Source organism: Njordella calcicola (assembly GCF_056494125.1).
In genome coordinates this window covers 5,150,575-5,170,669 of record NZ_CM151396.1, presented here as the reverse complement: position 1 = coordinate 5,170,669, position 20,095 = coordinate 5,150,575, and the positions used below count along the sequence as shown (strand labels likewise).

Genomic DNA, 20,095 nt, shown 5'->3' with positions numbered 1-20,095 from the left:
GGAGTTTTGTTGATCGCGGAAATTCGTAACATCCCACACAGCAGCGGTTGTTGATTTGCACTTCCGCTGGCGAACCAAGGTTTCTTCGGCAACATCCATTGCGAAATCCATTGCGACCAACTGACGCAAAAGATCGGCAATGGAAATCTCACCTCGAACTTGGAGCTACCAATGGTCAGATTGCTTCCTCCTATGCTGCTTGGCTGGCTAGCTTGTTGGACATGCCTAAGCTTCGTTTTTCAGAATGCAGGCCAAACGGCGCTTGCCCAAACAGAGCCAACTGCAATTGCCGAGCGGGCGGATGCTGGCCCCGCTCAACTGGCCGCTAGATATGCGGGTTTGGATGGCTACACACGGACCATTACAACGGATTCCGCGGAAGCCCAGCAGTGGTTTAATCAGGGATTGCTTCTGTTGTACGGCTACAATCATGATGAGGCGATACGGTCATTTGAGAAAGCGGCAGAGCTTGATCCATCGTGTGCCATGGCTTGGTGGGGGTCGGCATATGCGCGTGGGCTGCATATTAACAATCCAGTCATGGCTGCCGAGCAAAGTCGGCTCGCTCACCAAGCCGCTCAGTTGGCCGTATCTGCTTTGGATAACGAAACACCCGTTGAATACGCGTTGGTTCGCGCGGTCAGCGAAAGATATGCGATGCCGGTTCCTGATGATCGCACTTCGTTGGACCAGCGTTACGCGGATGCGATGGAAGTTGCGTTTCACCAGTTCCCCAACGATCCAGACGTCGGAACGTTGTTCGCCGAATCATTGATGACTCTGCAACCATGGGACTTATGGACCGGTGATGCGGCACCTAAAGGGCGTGTGATTGAGATCCTGGCCGCCTTGGAACATACCTTAAAGCATTCGCCAGACCATCCGGGGGCCAATCATTTTTATATCCACGCAATTGAAGCGTCTCCCTGGCCGGAGCGGGGAACTGCAGCGGCCGAGCGGCTTCAGGATTTGGTTCCAGGATCAGGGCATCTGGTGCATATGCCGTCGCATATTTTCATTAGGACAGGACGCTATGAAGATGCAGCAGCGGCGAACCGGAAAGCGATTCAAGTCGATGAAGCGTATCTTGCCGTAGCTCCCAAACCTGATTTTTACAGCGTCTACTTTCTACACAATATACACTTTCTGGCGTATGCGGCCATGATGCAAGGTCGGTGCGAAGAAGCGTTGGAAGCAGCTCGAAAAATCGAACACTTGGTGCCCGCGGACTTTCTAGAAAAGCATGTGCAAATTGCTGATGGCTTTATGCCCACCGCTCTGCATGTGCTGATCCGTTTTGGTCGATGGAAAGAAATCCTCGCAGAACCGGAACCGCCTTCATGGCGACTATTCAGCCGCGCTGAGCGTCACTTCGCTCGTTCACTCGCTTTTTCTGCCTTGGGCGAAACGACCAACGCTCGATCAGAGATCCAGCAACTGCAACAGGTTTCCGAAGGCTTCGATGACCAATGGAGAATGGGCAATAACCTCGCCAGCGACGTCATCGAAATCGCTCGCATCATGGCGGAAGGAGAGCTCGCTTACCGCCAGGGCAGCAGCGAGCATGCGTTTCAATTGTTACGCCAAGCCGTAGCGTTGGAAGACCAACTGAGCTATGACGAACCGCCCGGATGGATGCAACCAGTACGACACGCACTCGGAGCATTGCTATTGGCCGATGGACAAGCGCAGGAAGCAGAAGGTGTTTATCGCGAAGATTTGTTGCGGCATCCAAACAACGCGTGGGCGCTCTTGGGCTTGCAGCAATCATTGACCAAACAAAACAAGTCGCAAGAAAGCGCCGCGTTGGAACTGCAAGTTCAAAAAGCATGGTCGAATGCAGATGTAAAACCGATTGCCAGTTGTTACTGCCACCCCGACGCTCGCGACCATAAAGCCACGGCCGTAAAGTCAGCAGCACCGAAGCCAAAGACGCAGCCTGAATCAACGTTCGAAGCTCTCGCTGAAATGTCGCCAGCGGGCTGGCCTCATACGACCAAGCGACACCGCGGCGAGTTGGTTTACGTCGCGAGCGATGGCACCGAGCACATACTGACGCTAGGCGATGACACCGTGGCTACTATTTCAAGCGTGGTGCACGAGGGGACGGAACGCGAGATCACCTATACTTTACAGTACCTTCGGCATCGTGATGGCTTGGATTACTATCAGATAAGCTACCGGACGAGTCCAAACGATCGAACAACTATCGGAAGCATAGGTTATGCGGGAGTAACAGTCACGATCGAAAGCCCAGGATCCTACGGCAAGTTTATGTTGCGTCCTACGAAGAATTAGCATAGCGTAATGACTCAGGCTGCCACGGGAACTTTGATGACACTCCAATCGACGTGAAGATTCACCATCTACGGCTTCGACTCTCCAATGCATTTTTGCTTGTCGGCGATCGCCCGATACTGGTCGATACAGGATCGCCTAAAGAGGCCGAATCGATTCGTATGCAGCTCCGCAAACACCGCGTTGAAACTTCTGATCTCGCATTGATCCTTCACACGCCTGTTCACTCGGACCATATAGGTAGTACAGCGGCGACCGAACTATCATTACTTTGCCGACAATCTTGTTCAATCGATGGCCAGTTTGGACCGAATTCTTGAACGGACAACTGGCAGGTTATACGTAGGGCATGGTGGACCGCTGGCCCACCACCGCGTCGCTGCTTGGCGGAATCGTCATCGCTCAAAGCGACCGTTGGACGATGGGTAGCTGGCTTAGTTTCCAAGATTCTCAGCGTGCATTGCGAGCAAGCGTTGGTAATGCGAGTGGTGTGGGGCGTTAAAAAGTCGCGAAAATGGCTTGAAGGCCGCGCGTTACCAGCAATCAACATTCGACAAACACGAATTGTCGCTAGCGGTAATTTGTGAAGAAACGGTTGCGATTTTGGAAAGAAAGACCGGTTAAGAGAACCGTCAGTATCGCGTCCAGACGAGTTTGAAATCAAACGAAATTACCCCGCTAGGACTCGAACCTAGACAAACAGAATCAAAATCTGTTGTGCTGCCATTACACCACGGGGCAAACGTGACGGAGAATGTACCGCAGATATTGTTACGATACAACAGCATTTTTGGCTCAATTTCGATAGAATTCAGGACCGAAAGATAGCGTTTGTGGTTGCGGCTGGCACGGTAAATGGGTATCGTTTTACGCTTCCAAATTGGTGAGCGGCGTGGAAAGGTTCCACAATTCGCTTCGCCCATTGCATTTCCTCTTTTTCTTCTCAGCTGCAAGCCCGGATTTTTCCGGTCGCAGGCCGAAGGTTTTCCTGTACTTGCTGGTTCAAGTATGCGCCTTGCTGGGACGAGACAATCGAAAGGTTTATTCATGTCGAACGAGCTAGTTCAAAAATTGATTGAAGCCGGTGCGCATTTTGGCCACCGCGTCAGTCGTTGGAATCCAAAGATGGCTCCGTATATCTACGGACGCAAAAATCTGATCCACATTATCGATATCCGCGAGACAATCCGCGGTATTCTGCGAGCCAAGAAGTATTTGAATCAAGTGGCCGCACAAGGTTCGCTGGTTTTGTTTGTCGGCACCAAGCGCCAAGCGACAGAGGTGATCGAACGAGAAGCGCTGCGTTGCGGTATGCCTTTCGTCAGTGAGCGTTGGTTGGGTGGCGCTTTGACGAACTTCCGCACGATTCGTAATCGTTTGGCTCGTCTGGAAGAGCTGGAAAAGATTATGAACAGCGACGAGATCAACACGTTCTCCAAGAAGATGCAGTCCGCGCTGACCCGTGAGCATCGCAAGATCTATCGTAACCTAAACGGTTTGCGCACGATGAATCGCATGCCTGAGTGTATCGTCCTGATCGATCCTAACAAGGAAAAGAACGCTGTGAAAGAAGCTCGCAAGTTGGGCATCGCGACCGTCGCTTTGATCGATACCGACTGCGACCCGTCGTTAATCGATTTGCCAATTCCAGGTAACGACGACGGTATTCGTTCGATCGATGTGATTATGAAGCAGTTGGCAGACGCGGTCTTGGCCGGTCGAGCAGAAAATCCAGTTCTCCAGGAGAAGGATAAGAAGGCTGCTGCAGAAGCTTCGTCGATGGCCGAAAAAGAAGAAGTCGAAACTGTCGCTTAATTGATTCGGCAATGACATCGAAATAACAACCAGCGACAGACCATGCTCTGGCCGCTTGAGACCTCTTGGGAAGCTGAGAGGTCATTCGCTTTTACAATCCATATAAACCTCAAATCAACTAAGGATCAAAAACTACGATGACTGCTATTTCAGCCAAAGACGTTGCTGCTTTACGAAACGCTACCGGTGCAGGCATGATGGACTGCAAGGATGCTTTGAAGGAATCGGGCGGAGATTACGAGGGTGCACTTGAGTACCTTCGCAAAAAAGGCCAGAAGATTGCCGCAAAGCGTGCTGACCGCGAAGCGAATGAGGGTGTGGTTGTCGCTTTAACCAATTCGGAAGGCAACAAGGGCCTCTTGTTGGCATTGAGCTGCGAAACCGACTTTGTGGCAAAGAACGAGGGCTTTATCGAGCTGGCGAATAAATTAGCAAAACTTGGCTTGGAAAAGTCGGTTGCTTCTCGCGAGGATCTGCTCGCTTTGCCGTTCGAAGGCAGCACAGTAGCTGAGAAATTGGTCGAGCAAACGGGCTTGATTGGCGAAAAGATCGAAGTGTCGGACATGCAAGCAGTCGCTGGCGACAAGCTAACCTCTTACGTTCATGCAGGCAGCAAAATTGGCGTTGTCCTGTCGTACAAAGACGGTGGCAAAGCGGGTGCGTCGGATTTCTTCCGTCAGTTGGCCATGCACATCGCTGCGATGAATCCATCGATCATGAGTCCAGAAGAATTCGACGCCGCGTTTGTGGCTAAGGAAACCGAAGCGATTCAGTCGCAGATTCGTGCCGAGAACGAACTCAACAAGGCTGAGAACCTTGGCAAGCCAATTAAGAACGTCCCGACTTATGTTAGCCGACTGCAGTTGACACCAGAGGTGATGGCGAGTGTTGAAGCGGCGATCAAGGAAGAGCTAAAGGCCGAAGGCAAACCCGAGAAGATTTGGGACAAGATCGTTCCGGGCAAGCTGGATCGATTTGTTGCCGACAACACGTTGTTGGATCAGCAGATGTGTTTGCTAAGCCAGTTCTTTGTGGTGGACGATAGCAAGACGGTGGAAGCAGCCATTAAGAGCTTTGCGCCAGAAGCAGAAATTCTGCAGTTCAAGCGCGTGGCTGTTGGTTAAGCTGCCGACACAAGACTTCTTAAATTTTGATTGATCTGCAGGCCGCTTCACTTAGCGTCCCTGCAGATTTTTATTTTGGGAACCGATAGTGGAAGGCACACTCCAATTGCCGTCCACAGCAACGCTGTAGGTTACAGCACACGGAGTGTGCCTATTACCTTGAGGCAACTCCGCCTAGAGGCAGGACTGAAAACGATCAACTCCGCCAAAAGGCGGGGGCATTAGCTATTTTTTGGGCGAGCAAAACAATAGCTTCTTTTCCTTCCAAGCGGCGAGTCGTGCTTTGCCTTCCACTCCCCCATCGATGTCTTCATCCCGTGAAAACCGCTCGTCATTCAAAGCTCTTTCCATTAGTGCAACCGCTTCGTCGAAGTTTCCTTGTAATGCCAAAGCACTAGCTTTCACACTCAACGCGTACGGTATTTCTCCGGTCTGCTCCATCGAATGCTCCACAAGCATCAACGCTTTTTCCGCGTCGCGTATCGATTCCTCGGGGCAGACGCTCAGCAACAATGCGTAGTTGTTTTGAAATAAGGGCATCACATGCTCGTCGACTTCGAGATACTTCTCAAAGTCAGCTTTCGCTGCCTGGTAGTTGCCGAGATTAAAATTGCACACGCCACGTTGACCATAACTTGCAGGATATCCAGGCAACTTCTCGATGATATCGGAGTTAGCTTGAAGCCCATTAACATAGTCTTTCTGCCTCATGAGCGTGCTGGCGATGCCGGTCAGTGCGCCCATATTATCAGGATCAATGATCAACGCTTCTCGAAAGTCGGCTATCGCACCGTCATAATCACCACTGCTTCCTCTAGCCATTGCTCGAAAGTTGTAGTTGCCCGCCATCATCGGTTTCAACTGAATGGCGATCGAATAATCTTCTAGCGCGGCGTCAACTTCTTTTCGCTTCATCTTGACCCCTGCTCGGCCAATGTGTGCGAACGCATCTTCGGGTGATAGATCAACGGCAATGTCATGGTCCAGCAGCGCACCATCCAGGTCTCCGTGCTCCGCCTTGATGTCCCCACGCGTGCTGTACAGAAACGATCGTTGAGGCTCAAGCTCAATGGCTTGGTCCAGTTCTGCAATCGCCCCGATCAAATCCCCCTGCTTCTGTTTCAGTTTCGATCGGTCCAGCATATCCAGAATATCGGTCGGCTTGAGCGCCAGGACTTTGTCCATATCTTCACCAGCTCCAGCAACATCGCCTGCCGCCTTTTTCGCTTCTGCCCGCGAGACAAAGAAGGCTGGATTATCAGAAACCAATTCGATTGCTTGATTAAGATCTTCAATTGCGGCAGCATATTGCTTCGCCTCGATCCTCAACTTGCCTCGTTCATAGAAGTTCTCTGCGTCACGAGGGGCCAGTTCGATCGCCCGATCAAGATCGCTTAATGCACCCGCGTCGTCTTTTAGATATCGCTTAACGGTAGCTCGATTTCGATAGGCTTTGTCGTCCTGCGGTGTCAACTCCACGATCTTGTCATAGTCGGCAAGCGCTGTTGCATACTCACCAATGGCGCGTCGTGTGATAGCGCGGCCAATGTAGGCCGACGGATTGCTGGGGGCCAGCCGAATCGCTTCAGAGAAATCTTCGATAGCCGCTTTGGGATCGCCGCTCCAGCCCTTAAGCATGGCCCGATGTTGATAGAAGATCGCGCGGCGCGGTTCCAGCCGCAGCACTTCGTCAAGCTCCTTGATCGCTCCCAAGTAATCCTTCTTCTCCTGTTTAACGGACGCTCGATTGAGCAACTGTTGGATCTGCGGCGATAGTTGCGCGTGTACTAAGGGGGCCATCACAACGCAGAGACATAAAACACCAGCGACAGAGATCGTTTGTCGCACGAGACGGTTGGAAAGACGCATCATAAAACCCTCGTAATCGCATTGCCCAGTGAGTAAGACGCTAGCCAAGATTATATCAGATACGCGGCGACGTTTTTTCGATCGGTGCAAGCGTACTTGCGAAAAGCAGTTCGAATGGTCAAGATGGACGCTCCCGTGCCCTCAACCTCCCTCCTATACATAACCAACTCATGGATCTTCAAATACTTGAGAGCAGCGTGGCTGCCGGCCAAGCCGCCGGGCGACTTGCTGCTCAAACATTGATCAATCTACTCGCTCAACAATCTACGGTACGATTGGTCGTAGCGACTGGGGCCAGCCAGTTTGACGTACTGAAACAACTGACCACTACTCCCGGTATCGATTGGTCGCGCGTTGATGCCTTCCACTTGGACGAATACGTTGGGATCAGTCGCCAGCATCCGGCCTCGTTCTGCCGCTACTTACAGGAGCGTTTTGCGTCTCAAGTTCCACTGCGATCTATGTCGTTTCTTGATGGAACATTGAATCCACACGACGTTTGCCGAGCCGCATCGCAAGCAATTTCCCTTGGCCCCATCGATCTGGCGCTGATCGGTATCGGCGAGAATGCTCACTTGGCATTCAACGATCCACCTGCGGATTTTACTACGACAGACCCGTACCATGTCGTCGAACTTGATGAAGCGTGCCGTCGTCAGCAAGTTGGCGAGGGCTGGTTCGCGTCGCTGGAAGATGTGCCGAGTCAAGCGATCAGCATGAGCGTATACCAGATCATGCAGATCGAGCGTTTGATCTGTACTGTACCCGATGAACGTAAATCAGTAGCCCTGCAACGCAGCATCGAAGGGCCAGTCACTCCGGAAGTTCCTGCCAGTATGCTACAGAATCATCCGCAGGTAACGATCTTCTGTGACTTGGCTGCCGCCAGCAGGCTGAGCAAAGCGAAGTAGAACAGCTCCATACCCATCAAGTATAAAGGTTGCAAATGTCGATTCGCTATGTCGATCTCCAAGTCAACGGTTGTTTTGGTGTCGACTTCAATTCGCCCGGATTGACCTTAGACGCGTGGCTGGCGGCGACTGCCAAGCTATCGGCCGCGGGGACACACAGCTTTTTAGCAACCATCATTACCGATAGCATAGAGGTCATGGTCACACGCATACAAGCTTTGCGGCACTGTATCGAAGCGACAGTCGGTGATGATACGAACGTAGCCAAGTGTATCGGGATTCATGTTGAAGGGCCCTTCTTGTCCCGTGAACCGGGTTTCATTGGCGCTCATCCTGTCGACGAAGCTTGCGATTGTTCAATCGAAGCGGTCGATCGATTGTTGGAGGCTGGTGGCGGCTGGATCAAATTGCTGACGTTGGCTCCTGAGCGTGATCCGGGCGGTAAAGCGACCGGGCATTTGGTTCGAAAGGATGTGGTAGTGGCCGCCGGGCACACGAATGCCAGCCGTGAGCAACTGCTGACGTGCGTGGATCAGGGCTTGCAAATGATTACGCATTTTGGAAATGCTTGCCCAGCGGTTCTGCCGCGACACGATAACATTTTGTGGCGGATGTTGAGTTTGCCGCGGGGGCTGTATGTTGGTGTCATTCCCGACGGACATCACTTGCCCATTTGGATGTTGCCGACGTTGGTCCATCATTTTGGGATTGATCGCACGGTCTGTGTGAGCGATGCGATTAGTGCTGCGGGGTTAGGCCAAGGTACATTTCGATTGGGGCAACGCAGCATCGTTATCGACGAGGAGTTGGTCGCGCGCGACGCAGTGCATCAACACTTTGTGGGTTCAACCTCGCTGCTTGATCGTTGCGAGCTTAACTTGCGAAGAATAGGTTGTTTTGACGAAGCGGGCTTGCAGCAGATGTTGCAAACCAATGCGCTGCAGTTATTAGGTCAGAGAGCATGACAAGCTCACTGGCCAAGTGACGTTTAAAGCGTCTTCGTTAAACCATCAGTCACGATCTACGTGCCCGCACTTCGCCCACTCTTTTCGTGAGAACGCCAGTAGGCCGGAACAAGCAGAGCCTACGCCGCCGGAACTTCGGTCACTGAAAATTAATGAATGTCACTAACTCATGTAGCAATTGTTCGAGATGCTCTGCGCAGTTCCGGCAAGAGGCATCAGTGACCTTGTTACCGGCCTACGACTTTTGAAGCGTCTTCGTTGAACCGCGTGCCCATCGGGCCGCGTTGTCGCCGCTGTACTCAATAAACGCGGGGCGATGCCCGCGCGGTTAAACGACGGGTTCACCGCTGTGCGACTATCAACCGAAAACAACGTCGAAGGCTCAGCTTACTTCTTAGCCGCTTGACGCTTGGCTTGCTCTTCGGCTTGCTCGATCGCACCGACGTACATGAACGCCGACTCTGGCAAATGATCCCACTTGCCGTCGCAGATTTCTTCGAACGACCGGATGGTATCTTCGCGAGTTGTGATTTCACCTTGCTTGCCAGTGAACACTTCCGCAACCAAGAACGGTTGAGACAAGAAGCGTTCGATACGACGAGCCCGATGTACAATCAGTTTGTCTTCTTCGCTCAATTCATCAACACCCAGAATCGCGATGATGTCTTGCAATTCACGGTATCGTTGAAGCGTTGTTTGAACGCGGCGAGCGATGTTATAGTGGCGATCGCCGACGATTTGAGGATCCAAAATACGGCTATTGGACGCCAGAGGATCGATTGCAGGGTAAATACCCTTCTCCGAAATCGAACGCTCCAAGTAAATGAACGCGTCCAACTGGCCGAACGCGGTTGCAGGAGCTGGGTCCGTCGGATCGTCCGCAGGAACGTAAACCGCTTGCACCGAAGTGATCGCCCCACTCTTGGTCGATGTGATGCGTTCTTGCAAAGCACCCATTTCAGTCGCCAGCGTCGGTTGATAACCTACCGCGGATGGCATACGACCGAGCAACGCGGACACTTCCGAACCTGCTTGTGAGAAACGGAAAATGTTGTCAACGAACATCAGCGTATCTTTCCCTGTCGTGTCGCGGAAGTATTCGGCCATGGTGAGGGCCGACAATGCAACGCGAAGACGAGACCCTGGTGGCTCGTTCATTTGACCGAACACCATACACGTTTGCTCGATAACCTTACGGCCTGTTTGTCCGATTTCTGCTTCCTGCATTTCCAACCACAAGTCGGTGCCTTCGCGAGTTCGCTCTCCAACCCCGGCGAATACCGAGTAACCACCGTGCGAGCTAGCCACGCGAGCGATCAACTCTTGCAGAATAACGGTCTTGCCCAACCCTGCTCCACCGAACAAACCCGCTTTACCACCGCGGACGAACGGCGTCAAAAGGTCAATCACCTTAATCCCCGTTTCGAACACTTCGGTGTTGGTGGAAAGTTCCGACAGCGGCGGTGCTGGGCGGTGGATAGGCCAATAAGCGTCCGCTTTGACTTCACCGCGATTGTCGATGGGACGGCCCAGAACGTTGAACACGCGGCCCAGCGTTTCTTGGCCGACAGGCACGCTTACAGGCTTGCCCGTATCGATACATTGCTGACCACGACGCAGACCTTCTGTGCTTCCCAACGCGACGCAGCGAACTCGTCCGCCGCCCAAGTGCTGTTGGATCTCTCCAACCAAATCGATCGTCACACCACGGTCGGTGCTGTTGATCGTGACGGCGTTGTAAATCGGTGGCAAGTTGTTTTCCGAGAACTCTGCGTCAAAGGTCGATCCGATAACTTGAGTAATTCGGCCTACGTTGTTTGCGACGTTTGTTGTCATGGTAGCTGAAGAAAAATATTAAGGTTGATGTGAGTTTTGGTTGCTGGATGAACGAGGCGATGATTAGTTGAGTGCTTCCACACCACCGATGATTTCCATGATTTCGCCCGTAATCTTGGATTGTCGAGCACGATTGTACGTGCGGCTAAGTTGTTTGATCATGTCGCCTGCGTTCTCGGTCGCGGACTTCATGGCCACCATTCGAGCGATCTGCTCGGATACAGCGGAGTCCAAGAAGCACTTGTACAACCGAACTTTAAAGCTCGCCGGTACCACTTCTTCCAAGATACTTTCAGCCGACGGAAGAAACTCGTAATCAATGCTAGCGGTCGAACCGCCAACACCACCTACTGGCCCCGCTCCCGTGTTTGTGTCAAGGTCGGCCAGTGGAAGTAAAGTTTGGACGGTCGCAATTTGTCGGCTGATTGAAACAAACCGAGTATACACCACATCCAAACGATCGATTTCACCAGCCAAATACTGATTGAGGAAACCTTCGGCGATCTGCGACACATCGGTAAAAGAAGGCTCGTCGTCGAACTGATTATAAGTCTTATCCACGGGCACTCCGCGAAACTTCAACGCAGCAATCCCACGCTTGCCGCTGACATCCGTAATCAGTGATTGCGTGGATGATGCAAGCTCCGTTCGGCGTTGCAACCCGGCTCGCAGCACGCTGGCGTTGTAGCCACCGCACAAACCGCGATTGCTGGTCAGCACGAGCATCGCTGCTCGATTCACCGTCGGGCGGGCTTGGAGCAGCGGATGCGAAACCTCAGTACCGCTGTTCGCCAAATCGCGTACGATCGCCGTAATGCGGTTGGTGTAGTCCGTCGCCGCTGCCGCTCGGTCCATCGCTTTTTTGAACCGAGCAGTAGCGATCAGTTCCATCGTTCGCGTGATCTTGCGGATGTTGCGAATGGATTTTCGGCGTTTATCAAGCTGACGGATATTGGCCATAGGGTACTAACCGGAAGTTGTTGAATGGACCTGACGCTGTCAGACGCCTGGCGGTGTCAAATGGATAATGAGTGGGTCATAAAGCGGGCGATCGTTCGCCGACTTTATTACACCTTGAAACTGGATTTAAAGCTTGAAATGGCGGACTTGATCGCATCTTCGACTTCGGTCGTCAAATCCTTGACTTCGCGGATCTTGTCCAATAGTTGTGGGCTGCGGTCTCGGACGTGATTCATCAAGCCACTCTCGAATGCACGCACCTTATCAACTGGCACGTCATCCATGTGACCACGCGTGGCGGCATACAGACCAATGATCTGGTCAGCGACATCCAGCGGTTGATACTGTTGTTGCTTCAGCAGTTCGACCATGCGGTATCCGCGGTCCAGTTTGGCTTGCGTCGCGGGGTCCAATTCAGTACCCAACTGAGCGAACGCTTCCAATTCGCGGAAGGCGGCCAAGTCCAGACGTAAACCGCCGGCGACCTTCTTCATCGCTTTGATCTGAGCGTTACCACCCACGCGAGAGACCGAGATACCAGCGTTCATTGCCGGACGAATCCCTGCAAAGAACAAGTCTGGTTGCAAGTAGATCTGGCCGTCGGTAATCGAAATCACGTTGGTCGGAATGTAAGCCGAAACTTCGCCTTCCAGCGTCTCGATAATCGGCAACGACGTGAGCGAACCTCCGCCCAACTCGCTGGAAAGTTTCGCAGATCGTTCCAGCAGACGACTGTGGCAGTAAAAGACGTCCCCGGGGAACGCTTCGCGTCCTGGTGGACGACGCATCAGCAAGCTCAATTGTCGATAAGCGACCGCTTGCTTGCTCAAGTCATCGTAAACGATCAGTGCATGTTGGCCGTTATACATAAAGTATTCCGCCATGGCCGTCCCAGCGTAGGGAGCCAAGTACTGCAGCGGCGCGGGGGCAGATGCTCCGGAGACGATGACCGTCGTATAATCCATTGCACCGTTCTTGCGCAATGCATCGACGACCAAGGCGACCGACGAGTCCTTCTGGCCGATGGCGACATAGAAGCATTTTACGCCAGTGTTCTTTTGATTCAAAATCGCGTCGATCGCGACAGCGGTCTTGCCCGTCTTGCGGTCACCGATAATCAATTCGCGTTGTCCGCGACCAATCGGTGTCATCGCATCGATGGCTTTAATACCGGTCTGCATCGGCTCGTGGACTGGTTGTCGTTCGGCGACGCCGGCCGCAATGAATTCGACAGGCCGCTGTTCGGTGCTGTGAACAGGTCCTTTACCGTCCAGCGGGTTGCCCAACGGATCAAGAACGCGACCGATGACACCATCGCCGACGGGCACGCTCAGCAATTTGCCCAGAGCACGCACTTCGTCGCCTTCGTGAATCGTCAAGAAGTCGCCGAGGATAATGATCCCGACGGAGTTTTCTTCCAAATTGAAGGCCAGGCCGATTGCACCGTTAGGGAATTCGACCATTTCGCCGGACATGACGTTTGACAAGCCGTAGACGCGAGCGATCCCGTCCCCAACTTCGAGTACCGTTCCGACCTCGCGGACGTCGATCTCGTCGCCAAACTTTTCAATTTCCGCAGCAATCACCGATGCGATTTCATCGGAATTGAATTTCATAATCAGCCTCGTAGGTTACCAAAAAACGCGGTTCGGATGCCGATATGCTCGGCGGAACCATCATGGGATATATCAAAAGTTAACTTGCTAATTCACCAACCCGCAATCGAATGGCCGCTTCAGCGTTCTGCTGAGTCGTCCGCTTCATTTGCTTCAGCCGTCCATCCAGACTTGCGTCGAACAGCGTGTCACCAACTCGAACGATCAAGCCACCGAGGATATCGGGATCGACTTTGGTCGTGACGCGAACATCGGCGGCGAGCACCGATTGCAAACGCGTCTTCAACTGACCAAGCTGCACCGAATCTAATGCCTGGGCCGTAGTGACTTGAACCTGCAAACGACCTGCGGCAGCGTCTTGCATTTCAGTTGCCGCACGAGCGATACTGCGCAAGGAACCTAACCGACGTCGAGTTGCACAAACCTTGAGAAACTTCAGCAGCGTCAAATCCACCTTGCCCGAAAAGACACGGTCGATCATGGCCACTTTCTCAGCGCCATCAATGCGAGGATTTTCCAACACCACTTTCAATTGCGGTGAGGCTACGAATACTTCGTCGACGATCGCATTGAGTTCTTCGACGACGCGATCCGACGCTTGCCACTTTCCAGCCGCGTCCAGCAAAGCCTGCGCGTAAACGCGGCCAATGTGCTGCTCGGCATCATCAAAAACATTTTCAATTCGCGGAGTTTCCGACATTTCGATTAGTTCCGTGAAGGCAGCTTGCTAACAGCATCTTGGATCAATTGTTGGTGATCGCTGGTGTTCAGCTCACGCCCAACCACGCGACGAGCCAAACTGAATGCCATGTCGGTGCTTCGAGCAGCCATTTCCGACAGAGCATTTTGCTTGGCCGATTCGATATCTGCCAAAGCGCGATCTCGTTGCCGAGCCGCTTCCTCTTGGGCCTCAGCCACAATTCGCTGGCCAGCTCGTTCGGCATCCTTGCGAGCCTGCGTCACGATCTCTGTAGCTTCCGCAGTTGCCGAAGCCAATTTCGCTTCGTACTCCTTCAGCTTCGCCAACGCTTGCTCCGAAGCGTTCTTTGCATCCGCAATCCCGTTTGCGATCACTCGCTCGCGTTTCTCGAGCGCTTCAGTGATTGGCTTCCAAGCGATCGCCCATAAGCCAGCCAGCATCAACAAGAAAATAACGATCGACCAGATCGCTTTTTCATATTGAAACGACATCAGGCTGTCCAAGCTTTTGCCGCCGCCAATAGTCGGATCCGAATGACCGTGATGACCAGGGTCATTATGACCGTCGTGATGGCTCGTTGCGCCAGGTGCAGCGCCGTCATCATGCGAGGACAAAACCGAGGCTCCGCCGACTTCGGACGGATCGGATATTTCAGCAGGTGTAGCGCCATCCTGAGCGTAAACAACGCCCGACAACAGCGGCACAATCGCCAAAATACTAAACGCAAAGCAAACTAATCCTCGAGACAACATGCCGTCGCCACCCTCGAATTGCAAACGAAAAAACCGCAAGCCAAACTCTTCACAAACGCAACCGAAATCGCGCTAAAATCAAGGCTGTTGCGAACCCACGAACACTGCGTAGAACGCCAAACCTTCGATAAGTGCTGCCACGATAATCATGTTGATTCGAACCACACCAGCCACTTCAGGCTGACGAGCGATCGATTCCAACGCTCCCTTGCCGATCATGCCGATACCCAAAGCGGCACCCAACACGGCAATACCGCCACCGATTGCACCAGCAACACCTTCAGCAGCCGACGCGGGCATGGCCAACAACATCAACATTCCCAAGGAATAGAAACAGACTTTAGCTAACTTACCCACAACTACCTCTCAACGACGTACATAAAGTACAAACAGAGAACCAAGAAACAAAAAGCGAAATACGAACAACTAGCCCCGTAGCCTCAACAAACTAATGATGGTGAATCGAAGACCCAACCAGCAAAGCCGCCAAGAACGTGAACACGAATGCCTGTAACCCCGCCACAAACAATTCCAAAAAACTCAAAAGCGTGGTACCAATGACACTGATCGCGGCCACCGCAGACCAGCCAGCAAAGCCCATTTGAGCCGCCTCAACACTGATACCAATCCCAAGAATCCCCAACATCACCAAGTGACCGGCCGTCATGTTCAGTAGCAAACGAACCGCCAACACTACGTGCTTGATCAACAGCGACGCAGCTTCGATGACCCACAGCATCGGCACCAACACGATCGCCAAATACCACGGCAAACCCAAATCTGGGCAGATGTTTTTCAAGTAGCCAACCACACCGAACTGACGAATACCCATCATCAATCCCAATGCGAATACCAAAAATGCCAATGCCAGCGTCGTACCGAAGGCCGAAGTAGGAGCACCTACGAAAGGCAACATCCCCATCAAATTACAGCCGAGAATAAAGAAGAACAGCGAATAAAAGAACGGCATGAACCGATCCGCATCGTGCTCGCCCATCGCAGGAACGACAATCTCGGTCTTCACCCAAGTCACCATCGACTCAAGCAAATTCCAAAGCTTACCCTTGGGCGATTGCCCGGTACTCATCTTGCGAGCGAGCCAACTGAAAATCACCAACATCAGCACCGCAACGACAACCTCGATCACCATGAATCGAGAAATCGCAAATCCACTTTCAGGCTGATAAGCATTTCGCAACTGCACGCCAGGCAACTGCGGAATCATCACTTTGCCCGCCATTGCGTCGTTATATTCGGCGATTTTCGCCGAGTCCCACTGCTTGCCGTGAGTGTCAATATACTTCTGTACGAACGATTTCGTGTTCACTTCGCCTCGCAAATCCTGCCAACTGTCATTCAGCTTCGGATCGTGCTTGACGTTATAAAACCACTGCATGCCCGCTTCGGGCTTGTCAGCCAAATATGCTTTTAAAGGGTCCGCTGGCTTTACTTGTTGCTCGCGAACATAATTTTTCGCTGCGGCGGCGGTCTCATCTAACTTCAATTCCAGATAATCATCCAGAGGCCAACCGTAGTTGCTATCCTTTGCCGACTTCCATGCTTCCCATTCCGCCTTCAAATTCGATAGAGCCGCTGGATCAACGCCCATTTCGCCCAGTCGAGCGACGATATGATCCGCCTCGTGCGATTGATAATCCGGATCGTTTCGCACGAACCAGTCCGGGAAATCGTCCGCGCTCTTTCGGTTGCTGGGCCAAAAGGACTTTGGCAGCTCGAAAAAATAGCCGTCTTTAATGTGTAGTAAGTCGGATGCCATCAGCTCGAGAGGATTTGTAGGGTCTATCGGTCCAATCAAGAATTAGTTTTTCTGATTGAGTGCCAGGATTCTAGTATCAAAAAAGGAAAATAACAGCCCACAAGACATTTTGCTGCGAATTCAGAAGGGAGCCATTTTGTCGCAGTCCACAGTATAACGACTGCGATCAGGGTGAAGGTCCGCCAAAGCGTAGTGAATAGGGCGGCGGTAACGCCAAATCGACCGTTGATTGCCCCCCAAGTCATCAGGACCGGCGGAATGGTGGCCGCGTTGCAAGCCAGAAGCGTGCCGGCAATAATTTTTCGCCAGTTTTCGGGCCAAGTCGGCTGGTACAAAAAAACAGCGGTCGCAAAGCAAACCAGCGACAGCAATCCGCACTGCAGTACGAATGCAGCTAGCTGAAAAACACTTTGTCCGTTCTTATCATTCATCTACACATCATGCTCGATGCTCGCCGCTCACGCAACGCCGCTGCCGTTGGATCGATTACCGCCATCTGAACCACCGCCCCCTATGCCTAAACGAAAACAAAACCAAGCAGACGCTGGCGTTCCATCCGTCGCGACGGCTCCCACGAAAAAATCTCCGCGATCACTTGGCAAGGCGGCAATCGAAGTCCGCGGTGCTCGGACGCATAACCTGAAATCTATCGACATCGCCATCGCTCGCAACGAACTGACGGTCATCACGGGCGTCAGCGGCAGCGGCAAAAGTTCGCTGGCTTTCGACACCATCTTTGCCGAAGGCCAACGCCAATACATCGACACTCTGTCCGCCTACGCGCGTCGCTTCTTCAATCAACTACCTCGACCCGACGTCGATTCAATCACAGGTTTGCAACCGACCTTGTGCATCGACCAAAAGCAAGGCACGCCGAACCCGCGCAGCACCGTGGGCACGATCACCGAGATCTATGACTACCTGCGACTGCTGATGGCTCGACTGGGCATCGTCCACTGCTATCAATGCGGCACTCCCATTGAGCAGCAGTCCGCAGATTCGATCATCAAGGTTTTGGCCGCCAGCCCCACTGGTTCGCGATTGGTCATCATGGCACCGATGGTTCGCGGACGTCGTGGTAAGCATAAAGACGTCTTGGCCGAGATCCAACGCAGCGGACTGGTGAAAGCTCGTATCGATCATGAATACTATGATATTGAATCTGCGCCAGATCTCGCGGTGCGTCAGAATCACTCGATTGATGCGGTCGTCGATCGCTTGGTCGTGCGCGAGGATGCGTTGGCTCGTATTGCGGATGCGGTACACCTTGCCATTCGACTGGCCAACGGAACCGTCGCTGCAGCGGTCCTCAAGTCGGAACACAAAGATGCACCCAACGCGGACCAGCTTTGGGAAGAACGTTTGCTGTCGACTAAGTACGCGTGTCCAAATTGCGATGTGAGTTATGCTGAAGTCGAACCGCGGATCTTCAGTTTCAACAGCCCGTACGGTGCCTGCCCGGCTTGTGATGGGACCGGGCTAGCGAACGCTGCGATCGATGAGGAATCATCGCTTGTCGATTCACGACGTGAGCCATGCTCAGTCTGCCAGGGCCAACGGCTGCGCCCAGAATCCTTGGCAGTAAAGCTGAAGGGGAGATCTATCGCAGAAGCGTCCGACATGGACCTGTCCAGCTTTGGGAACTGGATTGAGTCGCTGGAGTTTCAGGAAAGCGACAAAGCGGAGATTGCTGGGCCGATTCGCCGTGAGATACTCAACCGAGTTAACTTCCTGCGCAAAGTCGGCGTCAACTACCTGACAATCTCTCGCGCTGGCGACACCTTGAGCGGCGGGGAACTGCAGCGAGTGCGGCTGGCAACCAGCATTGGGTCGGGGCTGATCGGCGTGTGTTACGTTTTGGATGAGCCTTCGATCGGTCTGCATCCTGACGATAACCAGCGACTGATTGAAGCGATCCGTAATCTGCAGCAACAAGGCAACACGGTGATCGTGGTTGAGCACGATGAGGCGATGATGATGGCGGCCGATACGCTGATCGACATGGGGCCAAAGTCGGGGTTGCATGGTGGCGAGATTGTGGCCAGCGGCAGCCCAGCGGAGGTCGCTAAATCAAAAGGCTCACTGACGGCGGACTATCTATCGCGTCGGAAAAGCATTGCGGTGCCGCAGCAATATCGTGTCCCTAACTGGGAGCACGCGCTGCATATCAAGAACGCTAGTTTGAACAACTTGAGGCAAGTAAGCCTCGACATCCCGCTGGGCTGTTTGGTGTGTGTCACCGGCAAGAGCGGCAGCGGCAAAAGCACTTTGATTAACGACACCTTGCAAATGGCAGTCCAGCAAGGATTGGCTCAAGGCGTCGATCAAGTGACGTTGCATGGTACCATTAGCGGTATCTCGCAAGTGGACAAATTGATTGCGATCGATCAATCGCCGATTGGGCGCACCGCGCGCAGCACGCCGGCAACATACTGTGGGATTTGGGATGAAGTACGCAAGGTCTTTGCGACGACGCGCGACGCCAAAGCGCGTGGGTTTTCCGCGACACGTTTCAGCTTCAATTCCGGCAGCGGGCGTTGCGAAAGTTGCTTGGGACAAGGCCAGCAGAAGCTGGAGATGAACTTTTTGGCCGACGTGTTTGTGACATGTCCCGTTTGCAATGGCCGACGCTTTAATCGTCCGACGTTATCGATTCGATTCAAGCACAAGAATGTGGCAGATGTACTTGAGATGAGTATCAGCGAATCGCTTGAGTACTTCGAAAACTTTGACAAGCTGCAGCGATTGTTGCGACCGCTGGAGCAAGTCGGTTTGGGTTATGTCCGCTTAGGCCAGTCATCGACGACTTTGTCCGGCGGCGAGTCCCAGCGAGTGAAGCTGGCGTTTGAATTGGGGCGGCCTTCGACGGGCAAAACGTTATACGTGCTGGACGAACCGACGACGGGCTTGCACATTGATGACGTTGGTCGAGTGATCAGTGTCTTGCAGGGGATTGTTGACCGCGGCAATTCCGTCATCGTGATTGAGCACCACATGGATATCGCTAAGGTGGCCGACTGGGTGATCGATTTAGGGCCTGGTGGCGGAGCGGAAGGAGGGCAGTTGATGGCCGCGGGAGCACCGTCGATCGTGGCCACGACGCCGCAAAGCGCGACGGCGGCCTATTTGAAAGCCGCGTTAGGATAGCGTTGTAGCGTAGGCCGGTAACGAGACCGCGGTTGTTCTTGCCGGAACTTCGTAAAGCCATTGGTTCAATAGTTGTTTGTAGTACCGGCTTTAGCCGGACACGTGCGATTGCAGGGAAGCTCCAGCCAATTCCGCCTAAAGGCGGTACTACGAACTACTGCATCCGGTGGCATTGACGCGGCCCGTTGGGCACGCGGTTAAACGACGTATTGGCCCGCTACCTTGTCTAGCCGAGGCTTGATCATATGTTACAATCTCCACCTTAAAGGGTAGGTCGCCTAAGCGTTGGGCGATATGAGGTTGGCCGCTAATGGCCCTCAGTATT

Annotated in this window: 16 protein-coding genes and 1 tRNA gene; 8 read left to right on the top strand and 9 right to left on the bottom strand. The window is 53.1% G+C overall.

What is annotated here, in order from left to right; translation table 11 throughout:
* Window positions 1–171: 171 nt before the first annotated feature.
* Genes SH302x_RS20000 through SH302x_RS19990 form a run of 3 tightly spaced genes read left to right on the top strand, consistent with a single transcriptional unit; the run spans window position 172 to window position 2,800 of the window.
* Complete coding sequence (locus tag SH302x_RS20000; RefSeq protein ID WP_479364363.1) at window positions 172–2,298, top strand: tetratricopeptide repeat protein; 2,127 nt, start codon at window positions 172–174, stop codon at window positions 2,296–2,298.
* 53 nt (window positions 2,299–2,351) lie between these two features.
* On the top strand, window positions 2,352–2,618 hold the full coding sequence (locus tag SH302x_RS19995) for an MBL fold metallo-hydrolase (RefSeq protein WP_479364361.1): 267 nt from the start codon (window positions 2,352–2,354) through the stop codon (window positions 2,616–2,618).
* A 29-nt stretch (window positions 2,619–2,647) separates the two neighbouring features.
* Window positions 2,648–2,800, top strand: coding sequence for a hypothetical protein (locus SH302x_RS19990; RefSeq protein ID WP_479364359.1), 153 nt, complete (start codon window positions 2,648–2,650; stop codon window positions 2,798–2,800).
* A gap of 168 nt (window positions 2,801–2,968) precedes the next feature.
* Here SH302x_RS19990 and SH302x_RS19985 read toward each other — a convergent pair.
* Window positions 2,969–3,039, bottom strand: a tRNA-Gln gene (locus SH302x_RS19985).
* 306 nt (window positions 3,040–3,345) lie between these two features.
* On the opposite strand from SH302x_RS19985, the gene rpsB reads away from it, so the two are divergent.
* A complete protein-coding gene (rpsB, locus tag SH302x_RS19980; RefSeq protein WP_479364358.1) occupies window positions 3,346–4,113 on the top strand; it encodes a 30S ribosomal protein S2 in 768 nt (255 codons plus the stop codon).
* Between the two features lie 137 nt (window positions 4,114–4,250).
* A complete protein-coding gene (tsf, locus tag SH302x_RS19975; protein ID WP_479364357.1) occupies window positions 4,251–5,237 on the top strand; it encodes a translation elongation factor Ts in 987 nt (328 codons plus the stop codon).
* A gap of 225 nt (window positions 5,238–5,462) precedes the next feature.
* On the opposite strand, the gene SH302x_RS19970 is transcribed toward tsf, so the two are convergent.
* Window positions 5,463–7,109, bottom strand: a complete 1,647-nt coding sequence (locus SH302x_RS19970) for a tetratricopeptide repeat protein (RefSeq protein WP_479364355.1) — start codon at window positions 7,107–7,109, stop codon at window positions 5,463–5,465.
* 167 nt (window positions 7,110–7,276) lie between these two features.
* Here SH302x_RS19970 and SH302x_RS19965 point away from each other — a divergent pair, with 167 nt between their 5' ends.
* The gene (locus tag SH302x_RS19965; RefSeq protein ID WP_479364353.1) at window positions 7,277–8,017 is read left to right on the top strand and encodes a glucosamine-6-phosphate deaminase; all 741 of its coding nucleotides are present in this window, start codon (window positions 7,277–7,279) and stop codon (window positions 8,015–8,017) included.
* A 35-nt stretch (window positions 8,018–8,052) separates the two neighbouring features.
* Window positions 8,053–8,982 (top strand): N-acetylglucosamine-6-phosphate deacetylase, encoded by a 930-nt coding sequence (locus SH302x_RS19960; protein WP_479364352.1) that lies wholly within the window; start codon window positions 8,053–8,055, stop codon window positions 8,980–8,982.
* Between the two features lie 387 nt (window positions 8,983–9,369).
* On the opposite strand, the gene atpD is transcribed toward SH302x_RS19960, so the two are convergent.
* The 7 genes from atpD to atpB form a co-directional block, all read right to left on the bottom strand.
* Window positions 9,370–10,818 (bottom strand): F0F1 ATP synthase subunit beta, encoded by a 1,449-nt coding sequence (atpD, locus tag SH302x_RS19955; protein WP_479364350.1) that lies wholly within the window; start codon window positions 10,816–10,818, stop codon window positions 9,370–9,372.
* A gap of 63 nt (window positions 10,819–10,881) precedes the next feature.
* Complete coding sequence (gene atpG / locus SH302x_RS19950; protein WP_479364349.1) at window positions 10,882–11,778, bottom strand: ATP synthase F1 subunit gamma; 897 nt, start codon at window positions 11,776–11,778, stop codon at window positions 10,882–10,884.
* Window positions 11,779–11,885: 107 nt separating this feature from the next.
* Window positions 11,886–13,394 (bottom strand): F0F1 ATP synthase subunit alpha, encoded by a 1,509-nt coding sequence (gene atpA, locus SH302x_RS19945; protein WP_479364348.1) that lies wholly within the window; start codon window positions 13,392–13,394, stop codon window positions 11,886–11,888.
* A gap of 79 nt (window positions 13,395–13,473) precedes the next feature.
* Window positions 13,474–14,094 carry an ATP synthase F1 subunit delta gene (gene atpH, locus SH302x_RS19940; RefSeq protein WP_479364347.1) on the bottom strand — a complete coding sequence of 207 codons (621 nt, stop codon included), beginning with the start codon at window positions 14,092–14,094 and terminating at the stop codon, window positions 13,474–13,476.
* Window positions 14,095–14,099: 5 nt separating this feature from the next.
* Window positions 14,100–14,846, bottom strand: a complete 747-nt coding sequence (atpF, locus tag SH302x_RS19935; RefSeq protein WP_479364346.1) for a F0F1 ATP synthase subunit B — start codon at window positions 14,844–14,846, stop codon at window positions 14,100–14,102.
* A gap of 78 nt (window positions 14,847–14,924) precedes the next feature.
* Window positions 14,925–15,203, bottom strand: coding sequence for an ATP synthase F0 subunit C (atpE, locus tag SH302x_RS19930; protein ID WP_479364345.1), 279 nt, complete (start codon window positions 15,201–15,203; stop codon window positions 14,925–14,927).
* A 91-nt stretch (window positions 15,204–15,294) separates the two neighbouring features.
* On the bottom strand, window positions 15,295–16,623 hold the full coding sequence (gene atpB / locus SH302x_RS19925; protein ID WP_479364344.1) for a F0F1 ATP synthase subunit A: 1,329 nt from the start codon (window positions 16,621–16,623) through the stop codon (window positions 15,295–15,297).
* Between the two features lie 513 nt (window positions 16,624–17,136).
* Between atpB and uvrA the strand changes: the two genes are divergently transcribed.
* Window positions 17,137–19,770, top strand: a complete 2,634-nt coding sequence (uvrA, locus tag SH302x_RS19920; protein ID WP_479364343.1) for an excinuclease ABC subunit UvrA — start codon at window positions 17,137–17,139, stop codon at window positions 19,768–19,770.
* The last annotated feature ends 325 nt before the right edge of the window (window positions 19,771–20,095 follow it).

Coding starts and splice junctions, on each gene's coding strand:
- SH302x_RS20000 (WP_479364363.1), top strand. CDS start 172: ATGGTCAGATTGCTTCCTCCTATGCTGCTTGGCTGGCTAGCTTGTTGG.
- SH302x_RS19990 (WP_479364359.1), top strand. CDS start 2,648: ATGGTGGACCGCTGGCCCACCACCGCGTCGCTGCTTGGCGGAATCGTC.
- rpsB (WP_479364358.1), top strand. CDS start 3,346: ATGTCGAACGAGCTAGTTCAAAAATTGATTGAAGCCGGTGCGCATTTT.
- tsf (WP_479364357.1), top strand. CDS start 4,251: ATGACTGCTATTTCAGCCAAAGACGTTGCTGCTTTACGAAACGCTACC.
- SH302x_RS19970 (WP_479364355.1), bottom strand. CDS start 7,109: ATGATGCGTCTTTCCAACCGTCTCGTGCGACAAACGATCTCTGTCGCT.
- SH302x_RS19965 (WP_479364353.1), top strand. CDS start 7,277: ATGGATCTTCAAATACTTGAGAGCAGCGTGGCTGCCGGCCAAGCCGCC.
- SH302x_RS19960 (WP_479364352.1), top strand. CDS start 8,053: ATGTCGATTCGCTATGTCGATCTCCAAGTCAACGGTTGTTTTGGTGTC.
- atpD (WP_479364350.1), bottom strand. CDS start 10,818: ATGACAACAAACGTCGCAAACAACGTAGGCCGAATTACTCAAGTTATC.
- atpG (WP_479364349.1), bottom strand. CDS start 11,778: ATGGCCAATATCCGTCAGCTTGATAAACGCCGAAAATCCATTCGCAAC.
- atpA (WP_479364348.1), bottom strand. CDS start 13,394: ATGAAATTCAATTCCGATGAAATCGCATCGGTGATTGCTGCGGAAATT.
- atpH (WP_479364347.1), bottom strand. CDS start 14,094: ATGTCGGAAACTCCGCGAATTGAAAATGTTTTTGATGATGCCGAGCAG.
- atpF (WP_479364346.1), bottom strand. CDS start 14,846: ATGTTGTCTCGAGGATTAGTTTGCTTTGCGTTTAGTATTTTGGCGATT.
- atpB (WP_479364344.1), bottom strand. CDS start 16,623: ATGGCATCCGACTTACTACACATTAAAGACGGCTATTTTTTCGAGCTG.
- uvrA (WP_479364343.1), top strand. CDS start 17,137: ATGCCTAAACGAAAACAAAACCAAGCAGACGCTGGCGTTCCATCCGTC.